This window comes from Brevibacillus fluminis, assembly GCF_003710825.1.
In the GTDB taxonomy this organism is placed as follows: Bacteria; Bacillota; Bacilli; order Brevibacillales; family Brevibacillaceae; genus Brevibacillus_D; species Brevibacillus_D fluminis.
The window spans coordinates 150,146-165,316 of the sequence record NZ_RHHQ01000007.1 but is presented as its reverse complement, the minus strand read 5'-3'; the positions used below and the strand labels follow the sequence as shown (position 1 = coordinate 165,316).

14 protein-coding genes are annotated in these 15,171 nt (G+C 51.8%); 3 read left to right on the top strand and 11 right to left on the bottom strand.

The genetic code is table 11. From position 1 onward, the window contains the following. Positions 1-20: 20 nt before the first annotated feature. Positions 21-338: a thioredoxin gene (trxA, locus tag EDM56_RS07635; protein WP_122917304.1), complete on the bottom strand. Its 318-nt coding sequence runs from the start codon at positions 336-338 to the stop codon at positions 21-23. Positions 339-489: 151 nt separating this feature from the next. Here trxA and EDM56_RS07630 point away from each other — a divergent pair, with 151 nt between their 5' ends. Then, positions 490-798, top strand: coding sequence for a hypothetical protein (locus EDM56_RS07630; RefSeq protein WP_148040366.1), 309 nt, complete (start codon positions 490-492; stop codon positions 796-798). 43 nt (positions 799-841) lie between these two features. Here the strand turns inward: EDM56_RS07630 and EDM56_RS07625 are convergent, their stop codons facing one another. The 8 genes from EDM56_RS07625 to EDM56_RS07590 all read right to left on the bottom strand — a co-directional run bounded on the left by EDM56_RS07625 (position 842) and on the right by EDM56_RS07590 (position 8,740). Continuing rightward, complete coding sequence (locus EDM56_RS07625) at positions 842-1,801, bottom strand: electron transfer flavoprotein subunit alpha/FixB family protein (protein WP_122917302.1); 960 nt, start codon at positions 1,799-1,801, stop codon at positions 842-844. 23 nt (positions 1,802-1,824) lie between these two features. After that, positions 1,825-2,592 (bottom strand): electron transfer flavoprotein subunit beta/FixA family protein, encoded by a 768-nt coding sequence (locus EDM56_RS07620; protein ID WP_122917301.1) that lies wholly within the window; start codon positions 2,590-2,592, stop codon positions 1,825-1,827. Between the two features lie 21 nt (positions 2,593-2,613). Continuing rightward, positions 2,614-3,390, bottom strand: coding sequence for an enoyl-CoA hydratase (locus EDM56_RS07615; RefSeq protein ID WP_122917300.1), 777 nt, complete (start codon positions 3,388-3,390; stop codon positions 2,614-2,616). 214 nt (positions 3,391-3,604) lie between these two features. After that, complete coding sequence (locus EDM56_RS07610) at positions 3,605-4,192, bottom strand: fatty acid metabolism transcriptional regulator FadR (RefSeq protein ID WP_122917299.1); 588 nt, start codon at positions 4,190-4,192, stop codon at positions 3,605-3,607. Positions 4,193-4,425: 233 nt separating this feature from the next. Next, positions 4,426-6,126, bottom strand: a complete 1,701-nt coding sequence (locus tag EDM56_RS07605; protein ID WP_122917298.1) for an AMP-binding protein — start codon at positions 6,124-6,126, stop codon at positions 4,426-4,428. A 155-nt stretch (positions 6,127-6,281) separates the two neighbouring features. Further along, complete coding sequence (locus EDM56_RS07600) at positions 6,282-6,590, bottom strand: hypothetical protein (protein WP_122917297.1); 309 nt, start codon at positions 6,588-6,590, stop codon at positions 6,282-6,284. An 84-nt stretch (positions 6,591-6,674) separates the two neighbouring features. After that, positions 6,675-7,685 carry an LCP family protein gene (locus EDM56_RS07595; RefSeq protein WP_122917296.1) on the bottom strand — a complete coding sequence of 337 codons (1,011 nt, stop codon included), beginning with the start codon at positions 7,683-7,685 and terminating at the stop codon, positions 6,675-6,677. Positions 7,686-7,819: 134 nt separating this feature from the next. Then, the gene (locus EDM56_RS07590) at positions 7,820-8,740 is read right to left on the bottom strand and encodes a 50S ribosomal protein L11 methyltransferase (protein WP_122917295.1); all 921 of its coding nucleotides are present in this window, start codon (positions 8,738-8,740) and stop codon (positions 7,820-7,822) included. Between the two features lie 290 nt (positions 8,741-9,030). On the opposite strand from EDM56_RS07590, the gene csaB reads away from it, so the two are divergent. Beyond that, positions 9,031-10,131, top strand: a complete 1,101-nt coding sequence (csaB, locus tag EDM56_RS07585; RefSeq protein ID WP_122917294.1) for a polysaccharide pyruvyl transferase CsaB — start codon at positions 9,031-9,033, stop codon at positions 10,129-10,131. A 12-nt stretch (positions 10,132-10,143) separates the two neighbouring features. Next, the gene (locus EDM56_RS07580; RefSeq protein WP_122917293.1) at positions 10,144-10,995 is read left to right on the top strand and encodes a class I SAM-dependent methyltransferase; all 852 of its coding nucleotides are present in this window, start codon (positions 10,144-10,146) and stop codon (positions 10,993-10,995) included. Positions 10,996-11,129: 134 nt separating this feature from the next. Here EDM56_RS07580 and EDM56_RS07575 read toward each other — a convergent pair whose 3' ends face one another. After that, the gene (locus EDM56_RS07575) at positions 11,130-13,346 is read right to left on the bottom strand and encodes a copper amine oxidase N-terminal domain-containing protein (protein WP_122917646.1); all 2,217 of its coding nucleotides are present in this window, start codon (positions 13,344-13,346) and stop codon (positions 11,130-11,132) included. A 214-nt stretch (positions 13,347-13,560) separates the two neighbouring features. Next, the gene (gene murJ / locus EDM56_RS07570; RefSeq protein WP_122917292.1) at positions 13,561-15,093 is read right to left on the bottom strand and encodes a murein biosynthesis integral membrane protein MurJ; all 1,533 of its coding nucleotides are present in this window, start codon (positions 15,091-15,093) and stop codon (positions 13,561-13,563) included. Positions 15,094-15,171: the final 78 nt, after the last annotated feature.

The window sequence follows — 15,171 nt, the reverse complement described above, 5'->3', positions numbered from 1 at the left end:
TGCTCCAAAGGGATATACCCTTACAGGTGTTTGCCAAGCGCTGCCATCAACGCTTCTTTTGGTTGGAAGCCAACCAGTTTGTCCACTGGCTGTCCGTCTTTGAAAACGATCAGCGTTGGGATGGACATAACGCCAAAACGACCTGCTGTATCCGGGTTATCGTCAACGTTCAATTTGACGATTTTCATTTGAGAACCAACTTCACCGTCGATTTGCTCCAAAACAGGTGCGATCATTTTGCAAGGTCCGCACCAAGGTGCCCAAAAGTCAACCAGTACAGTACCGGATTGTTCTACTTCTTGGCCAAAAGATTGGTCAGAAACGTTTACGATTGCCATTTATAGCTACCTCCTATAATTCGGTAATACTCTTTCCAATGTAAAGTATACCATCCATTGTCAAAGATGACCACGTGCAGTCGCACTTCGCCACACACATATTATGTCCGATGTTGTACAAACATATAGGGGTAGAAAGGGGATGCCTGCTGTGCCAACGTTTGTAACCTTTTTTCCCGATGAACGCGCCGCCCAGCATTTCGTCTCGCAGTTGGCTCTGGATACCTCCATCTCGTCTATCACCATGTTAAACGAGTCGGCAGGCACCCAAGATCCGTTCGACGAAACCGAAAGCTATGCGAATTCCTTACAGCAGCATGGCTTTTCCCTCGAACAGTGCAGCAACTGCGAGAGCAAGATCGGGGAAGGCAACATCGCCCTTCTCATCGAAGGGAACGACGCCACTGACATCTTACTCGCTCTACAGGAATATGGTGTGCAAAGCTACCATATGGTGTAAAACCCACTGCCCGGGAGGGAGTGGGTTTTTCCTTGCGATGCGATTATTGCAGCGCTTTTTTAAATTCTGCCGTCAAAAGCGGTACGACTTCAAACAAATCGCCGACGATCCCATAATCCGCTACTTGGAAAATCGGTGCTTCCGGATCTTTGTTGATCGCCACGATCACTTTGGAGTTGGACATGCCAGCCAAGTGCTGGATCGCGCCGGAGATCCCGCACGCGATATACAGGTCAGGCGTGACCACCTTGCCTGTTTGGCCGATTTGCAAAGAGTAATCGCAATAATCGGCATCGCACGCGCCGCGCGAAGCGCCTACTGCTGCACCAAGAACATCAGCGAGCTCCTCCAGCGGCTTGAAGCCGTCTTTGCTCTTGACTCCGCGACCGCCGGAAATGATGACCTTCGCTTCGGACAAGTCAACTTTGCCGCTGGTTTTGCGAACAACCTCTTTTACGATCGTGCGCAGATCTTTCAGCTCGACGTCAAGCGCCACAGTTTCCGCGGTTTTGGACGCATCTGGGGCAACAAGTGCAATATTGTTCGGACGAACGGTGATGAACACTTTGTTATCGGCAAAGCTGCGTTTTTGGAACGCTTTTCCCGCATAAATCGGGCGGACGAACACGTCGTCTCCTTCAATCGATGTCACATCGGAGACGAGACCGTATCCGAGGCGCGCTGCGATGCGCGGCGCCAAGTCGCGACCGATCGATGTATGGCCGACAACGATTGCATCTGGCTCAACCGTTCCGATAACTTGGGAAAATGCTTGTGTATAGCTGTCCGGTGTATATTGCGCGAGCGCTTCGTTTTCCACGACCACGACTTTGGCGGCACCATAATGGGCAAGTGCAGCTGCATGTGCGCCTGCGCCCGGTCCAAAAACCGCTGCGGTGATTTCGCCACCTGCTGCGATTGCCTGCGCTGCGGACAATGCTTCAAAGGAAACGTTGCGAATATTGCCATCACGTGTTTCTGCGAGTACCAATACTTTTTTCATGGATATCCCTCTCTTCCTTTTCCTTAGATCACTTTCGCTTCGCTGCGCAGTAATTGGACCAGTTCCGCCGCTTGTGCAGGAATGTCACCGGAAAGAATGCGGCCCGCCTGCTTTTTCGGCGGCAGAAACGTATCGACAACCGTCGTTTTCGCTTTCACTTCATCAGCGGAAAGACCAAGGTCATCTGCCGAGAGGATATCCAACGGTTTTTTCTTCGCTTTCATGATACCAGGGAGAGAAGGGTAGCGCGGCTCGTTCAGTCCTTGCTGCGCGGTGATGAGAACCGGCAGGGTTGCTTCCACCACTTCCAGGTCGCCCTCGATGTCGCGCTCAACTGTTACCGTAGAACCGTCCACTGTGAGCTTCACGGCTGTGGAGACATGGTTGATGCCCAGTTCCTCTGCAAGTCGCGGACCACCTTGGCCTGCGCCGGAATCCACTGCCATCTGGCCGCCGAGGATGATGTCGTAGCCGACTTTGCGAGCAACCGCAGCCAACACTTTCGCTGTGGTGTACTCGTCGCCAAACAGCGATTCATCGTCAACCAGCACCGCTTTGTCAGCACCCATAGCCAGGGCCGTGCGAAGCTCGCTTTGCACGCGATCCGGTCCGACAGAAATAACCGTGACCTCGCCGCCATGCTCTTCCTTCAGCTTGATCGCCTCTTCCACGGCATACTCATCGTACGGATTGATGATGAATTTTACCCCGTCTTCACTGATGCCACCGTTTTGGATGACGATTTTCTCCTCGGTATCAAACGTAGATTTAAGCACAACCAGAATGTTCATGAGATTCCCCTCCTCATATATTTAACGATCGGAAAATTCGGGCTTCCGTTTTTCGATGAAGGCACTGATGCCTTCCTTGGCATCTTCGGTACCGAACACTTGGCCAAACACCCGAGCTTCGGTGCGGTATCCTGCATCATGGTCTTCCGAAAAGCTTGCCTGAATCGCTTCTAGCGTATACGCGACAGCGAGCTGTCCTTTTGCGGTGATCGCGGCAGCCAGTTTTTTCACTTCATCAAGCAGCACTTCTACTGGATATACCGCTTCGACCAGGCCGATACGCTGGGCTTCCTCGCCGCCGATCATGTCGGAGGTGAGCATCAGCTGCGTCGCTTTTCCCGGACCAACCAACCGCGGCAGACGCTGCGTGCCACCGTAGCCTGGAATGATGCCCAAGTTCAGCTCAGGCAACCCGAGCTTTGCTTCTGCAGCAGCAAAACGGATGTGGCAAGCCATCGCGAGCTCCAGCCCTCCACCGAGGCAGGCTCCGTTAATGGCAGCAATGACCGGTTTGCGGAACGCCTCGATGCGCGCAAATAGCGCCTGTCCGGTTTCCGAAAGCGCTTGCGCCTCTGCCTCACCGAGCTGTGTGAACTGCTTGATGTCGGCTCCGGCAACGAAAAAGCGCCCTTCTCCCGTGATGACGACCGCTTTCACTTGATCGTCCTTTGCCGCTTCATCAAGTGCGGCGCCCAAATCGGTCAATGTTGCCTGATTCAGCGCATTTGCCGGCGGATTGTTGATCACAAGCCAAGCGACGCGATCCGCCACTTCATAATGTACAGTGGTATAAGCCATGTTCTCTCCCTCCATACTCTATGATCAGTATTTTAGCAATTTTCGCGATATAACTTGGAAAACCTCTTTTGGCAGACGTTTCATCAAGATTGCCGCTGCGTAAAAAGAAGGCTTTACCCGCGCAACAAAACTGAGCGAACGCTCAGTCTGTTGTTAATACGTTGATTGTACCAAAAATAGGCGGAGATGAAAAGCAATTGATGAACAAGCTTTTTCACCTGCGAACCAATCCATACAGGAAGAGGTTATGAATCGGCTCTACCAGTGAGATGAGATCGTATTTGCACTGTTTCATGACCCATGACGTGACCGTCTCGTCGATGGTGCCATAAATCATTTTGCGCGCCATCCGCACATCGAGCTCTTCATGGAAAATGCCTTCTGCGATGCCCTCTTCAATAATCCCGTCGATCAGCGTCAGATATGTTTTGAGCACCTCGCCGATGCCTTTGCTGATCTTCTCGTTCGACTGACGCAGTTCGATCTGTGTGACAATGGCGAATTCGGGATTTTGCGACAGCTGGCTTAGATGGGCATGAATCAAGATATACAGCTTTTCCTGAATCGTCCCTGCTGTAGAGATTCGTTCACGGCATGTTTCAATGAACTGGCCCATTTTTTCGTTAAAGACAGAGATGAGGATATCGTCCTTGTTTTCAAAGTAGAGATAGATGGTACCGTCTGCCACTTTCGCCTCTCTGGCGATGCGCGAGACTTGGGAATTGTGATACCCGTGTTTCGCAATGACCCTTACGGCCGCATCGATAATGGCTTGATATTTTTCCCCCGTTTTTTTTGCCATAAGTACCTCCACTCGATTCAACAGATGATAATAACAACAATGAATGACCATTCATTCACACCAAGTGTAAACGATGACAAAGCGCAGTGTCAACGCCTGCTCTCACCTATTACAAAACCTGCTTCACCATGCTTTTTGGCGGAACCTCGGATGAACAGTACAAAAAAAGCGATCTTCCCTCCCAGCCAGACTGGATAGGGCAGCATCGCTCCCGGAAACAACGTATTCATTTGTCAGCCTAACTTGGCTGACTGGTCTTCGTGCCGCTTCTTCTCTTCTTCCTGCAATTGGCGCCGGAGCACTTTCCCTACCATCGTCTTGGGCAGCTCCTTGCGCGCTTCATAAGCGCGCGGGACTTTGTAGGAAGCCAGCCGCTGTCGGCAAAATTGGTCCATCTCCTGCTCATTTAACTCGCAGCCCGCTTTTGGGACGATGAAGGCTTTGACCGTCTCGCCACGATACGGATCGGGCACACCCACTACAGCTGCTTCCTGAACGGACGGATGCTCAAACAGCACCTCCTCGACCTCGCGCGGATAAATGTTGAAGCCCCCGGCGATGATCATGTCTTTTTTGCGGTCGACGATATAAAAATACCCGTCCTCGTCCATATACCCGACATCACCGGTCAATAGCCAGCCATCACGCAAGACAGCCGCTGTCTCCTCCGGACGATTCCAGTAGCCGAGCATTACCTGATCGCCTTTGACCGCAAGCTCGCCAATCGAGCCCTGCGGCAGCTCATCGCCCGTACCCGGGTCAACGATACGGCAGTCTGTGTCCGGCCATGGCAAACCGATGCTACCGCTGATCCGCCGCCCCCAAAACGGATTGGAGTGTGTGACTGGCGATGACTCGGTCAAGCCATATCCTTCGGCAATTTTGCCTTGGGTCAGCTCCTCAAAGCGGGTCTGTACCTCCAGCGGTAACGGAGCGGAGCCGCTCACGCAAGCTTTGATCGAGGAAAGATTGTATTTTTGGATTTCGGGGTGATTCAAGAGGCCGATGAACATCGTAGGCGCTCCCGGAAACATGCTGGGCCGCTGTTTATCGATCAACTGCAAAATTTGGCCCGGATCGAATTTGGGCACAAGTATGATCTCCGCTCCGATGGATATGCCGTAGTTCATGGCTGCGGTCATGCCGAATACATGAAACAGCGGCAGGGCTGTCAAAATTTTTTCCTTCCCTTGCTCCATTTTGTAGAGGCATGCCTGACACTGGAAGGTATTGACGACAAGGTTGCGGTGGGTGAGCATAACGCCTTTGGCTACGCCCGTGGTTCCGCCCGTGTACTGCAGCAGCGCTAAATCTTGCGCAGGGTCGATTTCAACCTCGATTGGAGTAGCAGCGTTTTCATTTAAAACAGGCAGAAACGGTTCAACATCCTGTGAATACGTAATGGCGGGAACGTTTGATTTTTGCTTTCGCTGTGCGAGTGGATACAGCATTTTTTTGAAGAAGGGCAAAAAATCGCTGATGCTGGTGAGGATGATGTGCGTAAGCGACACATGGGGCATGACTTTTTCGACCCGGCCATAGAGCTGGTCGAGTGCGACGATGACCTCGGCTCCCGAGTCAACCAGCTGATGAATCAGCTCGCGTTCGGTATAGAGCGGATTGGTCATCACCACTGTGCCACCTGCAAATAAAGTGCCGTAGTACGCGATGACGGCTTGGGGACAATTGGGCAGCATGACGGCGACGCGGTCTCCTTTTTTGACGCCGCGGCGCATCAAGGAATGTGCAAATTGATACGACATTGACAGCAGCTGTGCATACGTGATCTGCTTTCCCAGAAAATAGAGTGCGTTCTGATGAGGAAAACGCTCCGCAGACTGTTTCAGAAACGCTGTCACCGGAACACGGGGGTATTCCAGTGAAGCAGGGACTTCCTGCGGATAGTTGGCAATCCAAGGCTTGGTATCTGACATGGTCCGAAACCCTCCAATCCTTCGTATGGCCCAACTCTACTGGTCTGTTTACCGATATTTGCATAACCTCTTCCTCCCTTCATTGTAAGTGAATGTTCTGATTTTTCCAACTCAAAAAAAAAAGCCGCTTCTCGTTGAAAAAGCGGCTCACTTTCCTATTCTTCGTAAAACTCGCCCACATCATGCTGACCGATGATCAGGGTGATCGGTTCGAGGAACGCCCTAACTTCCTGGCCTTGTGTCACGAGATTGATTTCAGTATCGATGATTTTGAAGCGGACGACATCATCGGTCCGTCTGTCATGCACGACCTCGAATTGTTTTAATCCGAGCGGCCGCGTCACAACCGAACTTCCGATTGGCAGGAAAAAGGTTTCGAATACCCCGTGATCAAAGAAGACTTCATTAATCAGTTCATTATTCATGTCGACAAGCGTCACTTGCTGCACAATCCGATAATTCATCTGGCAATCTCCCCCAAAAGAGTAAATCTATCGTCCTATCATACTCTTTTTCACCAAAGGGCAACAAGAGGAGAACTGCTTATTTTACGAGCTCAACTCTTTTTCCAGTTGCTTTTGCACCCGCTTGCGCTCCTCCTTCGGCACGAGGTAATACCAGCCGCGAATCCCGTTGCGCCAAATGCGCTCATCGGATCCCAGTAAGGTGTCAGTCTCGATATGGTTTTTTTGCGGATCATAGTAGGTTTTTAAGAGCGAGGAGATTTCCTGCTGTGTCAGATCGGTTTTGACGTGCTTGCCCAAAATGTCCATCAGCTTAAAAGCTTTCAGGAAAGATTGGACGGAGTCGCCCTTTCCTGCCAATGCCTTGATGATTTCCTGCTGGCGGACGATCCGCTCGTAATCGCTGTCTTCCTTCCCGAGATCGCTTTTGCGGTAACGGGCGTAATCGAGTGCCTGCTTGCCGTTCAGCGTCTGCAAGCCCGGCTTCAAATCGATATAGGTGTCATCGGTAGGATCGGTATATTTCATGCGCTTTTTCACATTGATTTCCACGCCGCCGAGCTCGTCGACAATTTTGCGAAAGCCGTCGAAGTCAATGGTCATGTAGCGGTCGATTTTTACATTGAGGAAGTTTTGCAGAGCAGTCTTGACCATGCCGGGACCGCCGAACGCCATGGCGTGATTTACTTTGTCATAGCCGCGGCCAGGCAGCTCCATAAAGCTGTCGCGAGGAATGGATAACAGGTACACGCGCTGATCCGCAGGATGGACGGTGCAGAGAATCATCGTGTCGGATCGCGCCTTTTCGCCATCTCTACTGTCAATGCCGATCAAGAGGAGCGTAAACGGCTTCAACGTTTTTTGCGGACCTAGCGGCAATTCGTCCACCGGTGCCGGTTGGTTGATCAGCACATGCTCCATCCCCTGTACGTTCGTCGCATCGGCTGGTGTTTCCGCGAGCGGCTGATACCACTCATGCGTCATCTGTCTGTAGTGATAAAAGGTATAGCTTACATATGCAAGAATCGCCAACAGGATAGCGGCCCCCATATAGACCAGCACCTGTTTGATACCGCGAGACGCAGTTGATTTCATGCCCTTCCTCCCATAACCGCCGGAATCGAATCGTGATAGGTTCATCATCCGTACGAAAAATATCCCCATCTGTGCGTCTGTGAGCCTAGGTGGGGATATTTCGCAGTATTGCCTAGTATGGGGAGGACTATACGTTAACGCGCCGCTTTGGCCATGAGCGTGACCCATTCATCCGTTTGCCGCTGATCCTTGATGCTGTAGCCTTCCGTAACCAGCTTGTCCGCGATCGCCTCGCGGTTCCATTCGACCAGTCCGGAGAAAATGACCGTGCCATCCGGTGCCAGCAGCTTGCCGACGAGCGGCAAAATCGCCACGTCCTCATCTCCGCCGATGTTCAGCAAAATGAGGTCGGCTTTTTCCGGAATGCGTTCCGCCATGTCTGGCGAGGTGGCGTCGCCAATCACAACTTCCACGCTGCTTGCATCCAACTCATTATGCGCCAGGTTTTGCCTGATTTCGTACTCGCTTTCCGGGTTCAAATCGAGCGCATACACCGGTTTTTTGGCATGATGAAGCGCACAATAAATAGAAAGAATACCAGAACCCGCTCCGATATCGATCACACGCATTCCCGTCACATCCATTTCCTGCAAAAAGCGGAGCATGTCTTGGGTCGTGCCGTGATAGCCTGTCCCGAACGCAGCACCCGGATCGATCCACAGAACTGGGCCTGCGTCTTGCAAGGTTTCTTTTGTCCATGAGGGTGCGACCGTCAAACTACCAATTTGCACGGGGACGAACTCGTCTTTCCAGCTTTCATTCTCTTCTTTCACCTGCTCCACAGCCTTCAGGCAGATCGCGCCTTCCCACCGTTGTAGGTATTCTTCCATTCGCGCCACTAGCGCCTGCTGTTCCTCTTCCATCGGTTCAAACACATACGCGATAACCGGCTGTTCCGGCTGCTCCTGGTAATCGTATCCGTTTTCCGTCACGATCACCTCGATTTGCGGTTCTGTCCAACCTAGTGTATAAGTACTGTCCAACAGCTCTGCGAGAAAGACCTCCTCGAGATCCGCAGGAAGGGAAATCGTATATTTCAGCCAAAACCGACTCATTTTTTACTCCTTTTTTCACTCGTTTTGTAGTCTTTCATGGTGTCTACATGGTAATATAAAATGTGGATTTCACGCTTAGGAGGCGTTGCTTCATGTTTGATGAATTTTTTTATCGTCGCCGCAAGGATAAGGGAATGCTCTACCTGATGATCGGCTTCATCATCCTGGCAGTCGCCTTGATCGGCGGCGGCATCATGTACGTTCTCTAGTCCGCTTTACTTCCTTGTATTTCCTCTATTATACTTGAGGTTGTACTTCTTATGCACGTCGAATAGAAAGAAGGTACTCTCATGCCGCGAATTCTCATCTCCGGGTATTATGGCTTCAACAATGCCGGGGACGATGTTGTGCTCTATGGCATCATCAGCTCGCTTAGACGGGAACAACCGCATATCGAAATGTCCGTCCTGTCTAACCAGCCGGAACGAACTGCACAATTGTTCGGAATTCCCGCATACAACCGATGGAGTCCTTCTACGATTGTACGTGAACTGAAACGCTGCGACTTGCTGGTGATGGGCGGCGGTACATTGATGCAGGATGTGACAAGCCCTCGCAGCGTCCTTTATTATTTAGGAATTGTGACGATCGCCAAGCTGCTTCGCAAGCCGGTCGTCTTTTATGCGCAAGGCTTCGGGCCGATCCTGACCACGCTCAGTCGGCGCTTGATCAAACAGGTCGTCAACCGGGTCGATGTCATTACGGTACGCGATTATGAATCAGGACAGGATTTTAAAGCTTGTGGCGTCACGAAGGCACCTCTGTACGTCACGGCTGATCCTGCGCTTACGATACATCCTGACGACATTCCGGACAAGCCGGGACAAGAACTGCTGTCCTCTTTGTTTGCTGACTTGACGCGCCCTCTGGTCGTCTTCTCCGCGCGCAACTGGAAGCAAGAGGAGCGCTTTAAGCAGGCGGTTGCCGATGCAGCCGATTTTTTTGTCGGCAAAGGCTGGAATGTCCTGTTTTTACCGATGCACTATCCAAGCGATATCGCCCCTTCCAAAGAGATCATCTCTTTCATGAAGGAGCCAGGTGCCATGCTGCTGGAAAATCCGGTCAGCTTCCACGATATCATGAGTGTGCTCAAAGCATCAAACTACGTGATAGGAATGCGGCTGCACTCGCTGATTCTCGCTTGCATGCTAAAAATTCCGTTCATTGGCATATCCTATGACCCCAAAATCGACCGATTCGTCGAGCGGGCTAATATGCCGTCTGCTGGTCATATACGTGATTTGGACTCAGAAAGACTTCTTGGCTTGATTCAGGAACGGCTGGATCAGCTGGACGCCGAACAGAGCCGCATTGTGGCAAGCTCTGAGACGCTTAGCGCAGAAGCGATGCGCTCCAGCCAATTCGTGCTGAAAGCCTTGAAGATGAGGTAAGGAGGAACCGTTTTGTCTTTGTCTTCCACGATATTGCTTCAAGTAAACCGCATGTTCCCACTTCCCGTGCATCCGTTCAATCTGGCGAATGGCGGGAAGATGAGCTATACCGAATGGCAGTTCCAAAAAGGGCAGCAAACGATTCAGTTTTTCTTGCCCTACCACACGCAGGAGCAGATGTTCACGGATAAGACCGTATTGGACATCGGCTGCGGCGGTGGCGGCAAAACGTGCTACTACGCTACATTCCGCCCGAAAAAAATCATCGGGATCGACATCGTCCCTCATTATGCGGAAGAAGGCAATGCATTCGCCCGTGAGAAAGGTTTGGCGGATATCGCAGAGTTTATGACAGGTGATGCGTCCCGGATGCCTTTTGCAGATGCGACGTTTGACACCATCATCATGAACGACGCGATGGAGCATGTTGACCAACCGGAAAAAACGTTGGCTGAGTGCTTCCGCGTGCTCAAGCCAGGCGGCCATCTGTACATCAACTTCCCGCCCTACTATCATCCGTATGGTGCTCACCTTTCCGATGCGATCGGCATTCCGTGGGTTCATTCCCTGTTTTCCGAACAGGCAATGATCAACGCCTACAAGAGGCTTGTGGCCCCGCTGCCAGACGGTCAGGATCGCGTCTCATTCCGAATCAGTAAACGTGGCGACGGCACCGAGTATTTCTCGTACATCAACCGCATGACGATCGCACGCTTCCGCCGCATTCAAAAAGGTGTGAAGTATCCCGCGGTTTATCAGCAGGAAATTCCGCTCCGCTCCATCGTCTCAGGGCTGGCCAAGCTGCCGGGCTTGTGCGAGTATTTCGTCAAAATGGTCGTGTGCGTCTATCAAAAACAAGAATAGAAATCCAGGAACATGATAAACCCCTCTCACCCCGAATCACTCGGCGGTTGGGAGGGGTTTTTGCATGCGCTTGGGTTGGCTAGAACAAAAAGCCGCAGATAGTCTCTGCGGCTTTTTCCGATAAAGCGATTCGTTTATTTGTATACGTAAGCGTTGGATGTTTTTGCATCCCAGCCGATTTTGTAACCGAGTGCTTCCGCAACGGCTTTGACCGGAATCATAGGCGTGCCGTTTTTCAGTTCAACTTTTGTCGGCAGCGTGATGGTCGTAGAGCCGACAACTGCCACATTGGAGCCAACAGTCAGCTTCACGCTCTTGGCATTGCTCACAATTGCAACCATGCTGTTATTCCACGTGGTGGTCAGAGCCAACGCTTCCTTGAAAAATTGCGGCGACACCATGCTGGTCGAGTTGCTTGCCAGATAGGTTGTCGGTGCCAGCGGATACAGTTTGCCGCCGAGCATGAAGGATGGCACATTCGGCTTGATCACCGCAGCGTTCGATGGCAATGCTGGGTTGTACACGATGGTTGGCGCTGCAGGTTTCGAAGCCGGAGTCGTCGGCGCGACTGCACCGCCCACGCCTACCGAGCGCGCGAACAGCAGATTTTTTTCTTCCGAGCTGTACAGACCGATGCTGTACGTATTTTTCGTTGCCGGGTTAACGATGTTCGCGCTTGCGTTGATCGCGATCGTTGCAGCAGTAGCTGCCGGCAAGTCTTGCGCCGGATAGATCAGCAGGTTTTGCCCGCGGATACCGACATAGCTCGAAGCCACACCATTTACTGTGACAGCCGATGGCAATACAGCGCCTGGCAGTTTGTAGCTAGCCGGGAAGACAACCTCAAGGAAGTCTACGTTCTTTTGGACAGGCTGTGCCAATGCTTTCAGGTTGATCGTCAGACCGGTCGGCTTTTGCAGCGCCGTGTTGGTCAGAGCGATCGTTGCCGTGCTGTTATTCGCCGGTGTCGTTGTGGTTGGCGTAGTCGGCGTCGTTGGTGTTGGAGTTGGCGTTGGTGTCGGAGTGACTCCTCCCGTCACGGTATAGGAATCGGATGTAACCGTTTTGCCGTCTACCGTCGCGGTAATCGTATACGTTCCCGCTGTTTTCGGGTTGGAAATCCAGGCATCGCTCGAAATTTCGACCGTCACGTTGCTCGTCGAGCTGAAGCTGTCTGGTGTGGTCAAGTACAGGACATTGCCGTAGCCATAGACGCTTTTTGGCGTTTTGCCATTGATCGTGAAATCGGATGTGGACAAAATGCTTGGAATGCTGACACTCGACGGGAATTCCAGCTTGATTTGCGAGCTGCTTTGCAGTTTTTTGCTGCCGAATTTCCCCTCGATTGTATAGCTTGTTTTGGCGCCGACAGTTGAATCGTCAGGATCAACGCTCAAGCTGGTGGAACCGGAGCTCGAACTGGAGCTGGAGCTAGACGAGCTGCTGGATCCTGTGATGTCAAACGTTTCGGATTCATACGTTTTGCCGTTGTATTTCACTTTGATCGTGTAATTGTCATCTTCGGACGGGTTTGTAATACCGGCACCCTTCATGAAATTAATATCGAGCGTGTCATCGGTATCTGCCTTGCTTGGCACTTTCAGGTCTACCTTATCACCGCTAATGTCGATGTCGGACACTTCATAGCCATTGATTTCTACATCCGAGGTATCGATGTCATCCGGAACCATGCTATCGTCAGGGAAAATAACGCTAACCCACTTCCCTTTTTCCAGCTCGTTCTTGCCAAGGTCGATGTCGCCCAATTCGTATGTAGTCTCCGTATCCTCTTCATCATCGCCGATGCTCACATTGAATTCATCATCGGAGCTACTGCTGCTATCATCTTCGGTAATTTCAATGGAAGCAGTATCCGTATCTTTATCTTCGCTTGTTCCTACCTCGATCTCATAATCATCCGCATCATCTGGATTGGTGATGACGCCCGCAATGTTGATTTCGATCTCTTCATCAGCCGAATAATCGCCATTCAATGTGATGGTGATCGAGTTGTCATAGTCATCGTAGGAGATTTTTTTCGGCGTGTCACCATTCACCTCGATATCGCTCTTGCTGACATTATCGTCAATGCTGAATTCCTCGGGAAAATAAACCGTGATCGTATTACCCGATGCCAGATCTTCCTCAGGGGTGAATTTGATTGTATAGTCGCTGTCTTCACCAGCAACGTCCGAATCATCCGCATCTACAGATACATCAGTAACGGCATATGCCTTCGGGATCGATAGAAACGGTGTCGCGACAAGCAACGTTGCCAGCGCTATCGGAAACGCCTTCGTACCTTTCGTAAAGGCTTCACCGCTCTTTACTCCATTTGCTTTACGTACCATTTTCATCGCACCTTTTTTCATTCAATTTCTTTTGAACTTATCAAGATTTCATTATATTAGAGATTTCTTAGATTTTTCTTTGATACTTATGAAATTTTATGATTTTGGTAGTTCAGTTTTTTCCAATTATGGTATGCCTTTCACCCTTTTCATGGAAACGCCGAAAAGCCAGCTTACTCGTAAGCTGGCTTTGCTTCCTTTATGATGGGACGGTTTACTTGGATGGGCGGGATGCTCGTTTGAGAAACTTGGACGCGACGTCGAAAATCATCGATTCGCGCAAAAGGATCAGCACGACTGCATACACGATCGCAGCCCCGCCGATTCCGACCACGGTCTGAACCAGGACATGAAAATGCGAAAGGAACGGCTTGACCGCCCAAAGCGCAGCGCCCATCACGATCCCGGCGACGGTCACCTTCCCGCACGTGAGCAAAAATGACCGCCTCACCGGAGTTCCGATGCGCTTTGCCAGTAAAATGAACAGTAAGACTGCCTGGAACCATGCAGAGATTGACGCGGCCAGCGCGATGCCGCCATGTCCCAGCGACGGGATACCGGCATAAGCCGAGGCGATATACACCAGGATTCCGCAAGCACCGATGGTCACAGGTGTCCGTGTATTGTCCAGCGCGTAAAAGGCGCGCGTCAGCAAATCGCGCGCAGCCAGCCCAAACAAGCCAAGCGAGTAAAAGGCCAGACCCAACACGGTCCAGGCGACGCCCGTCTCATCGAATTTGCCGCCTTGGCGTACAAAAAACAGGCGGATCACCGGTTCGCCGAACAAAATCATCCCGATCGTGACCGGAAGCATAAGCATCCATAAATAGGCCAAGCCTTTTTGCAGCGTATCTTTCATCAAATTCATCTCGCCGCGCTTGACATAGCTCGCGAGCAGCGGGAAAAGCGGCAGTGTAAACGCGCCGACGAATATGCCAAGCGGCAGCTGGAAAATCTGGTTGGCATAAGAAAGCGCCGCGATTTTCCCTTCTCCGAGGCCTGCCGTCAACCCTCTCTCCAAAAAGGTCGTCGCCTGCGAGATGCAGGAGCCGATCATAATCGGGATGACCCGCTCGCCCATCCCTTTGAGCGACTCGTCTTCTTTCCATTGGAAGGAAAAGCGGGTCGCGTAGCCAAAGCGCTTGAGCGTCGGCAGCATCGGGACTGCCGCGGCGATGTAGCCGAGCGTCGTCGCGATCGCAAGACCCACCGGCCCGTAAGCCGGCACCAGCGCATACATAGCGACGATCACAACCGCACCGTTGGTCACCGTCCCCAGTGCAGGGGTAAAAAAGTGCTGGTGCGCATTGATCACGCTCGCCCACAAGCCCGCCACGCCAATGAAAAAGACGGACGGCCACATCCAGGCGAGAAGCTCTGCAGTCAGGGCAGCTCGCTGGCCGGTCATACCGATCCAACCGGCGATTTGCGGCGACAGCGCTGTGCCCGCTGCGCAGAGCACCAGGAAGAACAGAGTCACCATCGCCAGCATTTTTCCGTACAACGCCTCTCGCTCGCCTTCTGCCTTGCGCTCGATGAGTCCGCGCATCGTCGGAATCAAGACCGCATTAATCGCGCCTGGAATGACCATAAATAATGTCATAGGGATCGTCAGCGCCGTAAAATAAGCATCCGCTGCCGCCCCTGTCCCATACAAATCTGATACATACATCGTCCGGATAAACCCGAGCAATCGCCCGAGCAAGGTTAGCGCCACAATGGATGTGGCTGCCTTCAATACGCTCATCTGAAAACTCCCATCTGTCTGTCACACATCTACTTGCTAAGACTACCAACTTAGATCATATAGCATTTCTCAGATACT

What these genes read in the sequence shown, in the direction of transcription:
- trxA (WP_122917304.1), bottom strand. Translation starts at nt 338, where the DNA reads ATGGCAATCGTAAACGTTTCTGACCAATCTTTTGGCCAAGAAGTAGAA.
- EDM56_RS07590 (WP_122917295.1), bottom strand. Translation starts at nt 8,740, where the DNA reads ATGAGTCGGTTTTGGCTGAAATATACGATTTCCCTTCCTGCGGATCTC.
- EDM56_RS07610 (WP_122917299.1), bottom strand. Translation starts at nt 4,192, where the DNA reads ATGGCAAAAAAAACGGGGGAAAAATATCAAGCCATTATCGATGCGGCC.
- EDM56_RS07575 (WP_122917646.1), bottom strand. Translation starts at nt 13,346, where the DNA reads ATGGTACGTAAAGCAAATGGAGTAAAGAGCGGTGAAGCCTTTACGAAA.
- EDM56_RS07605 (WP_122917298.1), bottom strand. Translation starts at nt 6,126, where the DNA reads ATGTCAGATACCAAGCCTTGGATTGCCAACTATCCGCAGGAAGTCCCT.
- EDM56_RS07625 (WP_122917302.1), bottom strand. Translation starts at nt 1,801, where the DNA reads ATGAAAAAAGTATTGGTACTCGCAGAAACACGTGATGGCAATATTCGC.
- murJ (WP_122917292.1), bottom strand. Translation starts at nt 15,093, where the DNA reads ATGAGCGTATTGAAGGCAGCCACATCCATTGTGGCGCTAACCTTGCTC.
- csaB (WP_122917294.1), top strand. Translation starts at nt 9,031, where the DNA reads ATGCCGCGAATTCTCATCTCCGGGTATTATGGCTTCAACAATGCCGGG.
- EDM56_RS07600 (WP_122917297.1), bottom strand. Translation starts at nt 6,590, where the DNA reads ATGAATTATCGGATTGTGCAGCAAGTGACGCTTGTCGACATGAATAAT.
- EDM56_RS07615 (WP_122917300.1), bottom strand. Translation starts at nt 3,390, where the DNA reads ATGGCTTATACCACTGTACATTATGAAGTGGCGGATCGCGTCGCTTGG.
- EDM56_RS07620 (WP_122917301.1), bottom strand. Translation starts at nt 2,592, where the DNA reads ATGAACATTCTGGTTGTGCTTAAATCTACGTTTGATACCGAGGAGAAA.
- EDM56_RS07595 (WP_122917296.1), bottom strand. Translation starts at nt 7,685, where the DNA reads ATGAAATCAACTGCGTCTCGCGGTATCAAACAGGTGCTGGTCTATATG.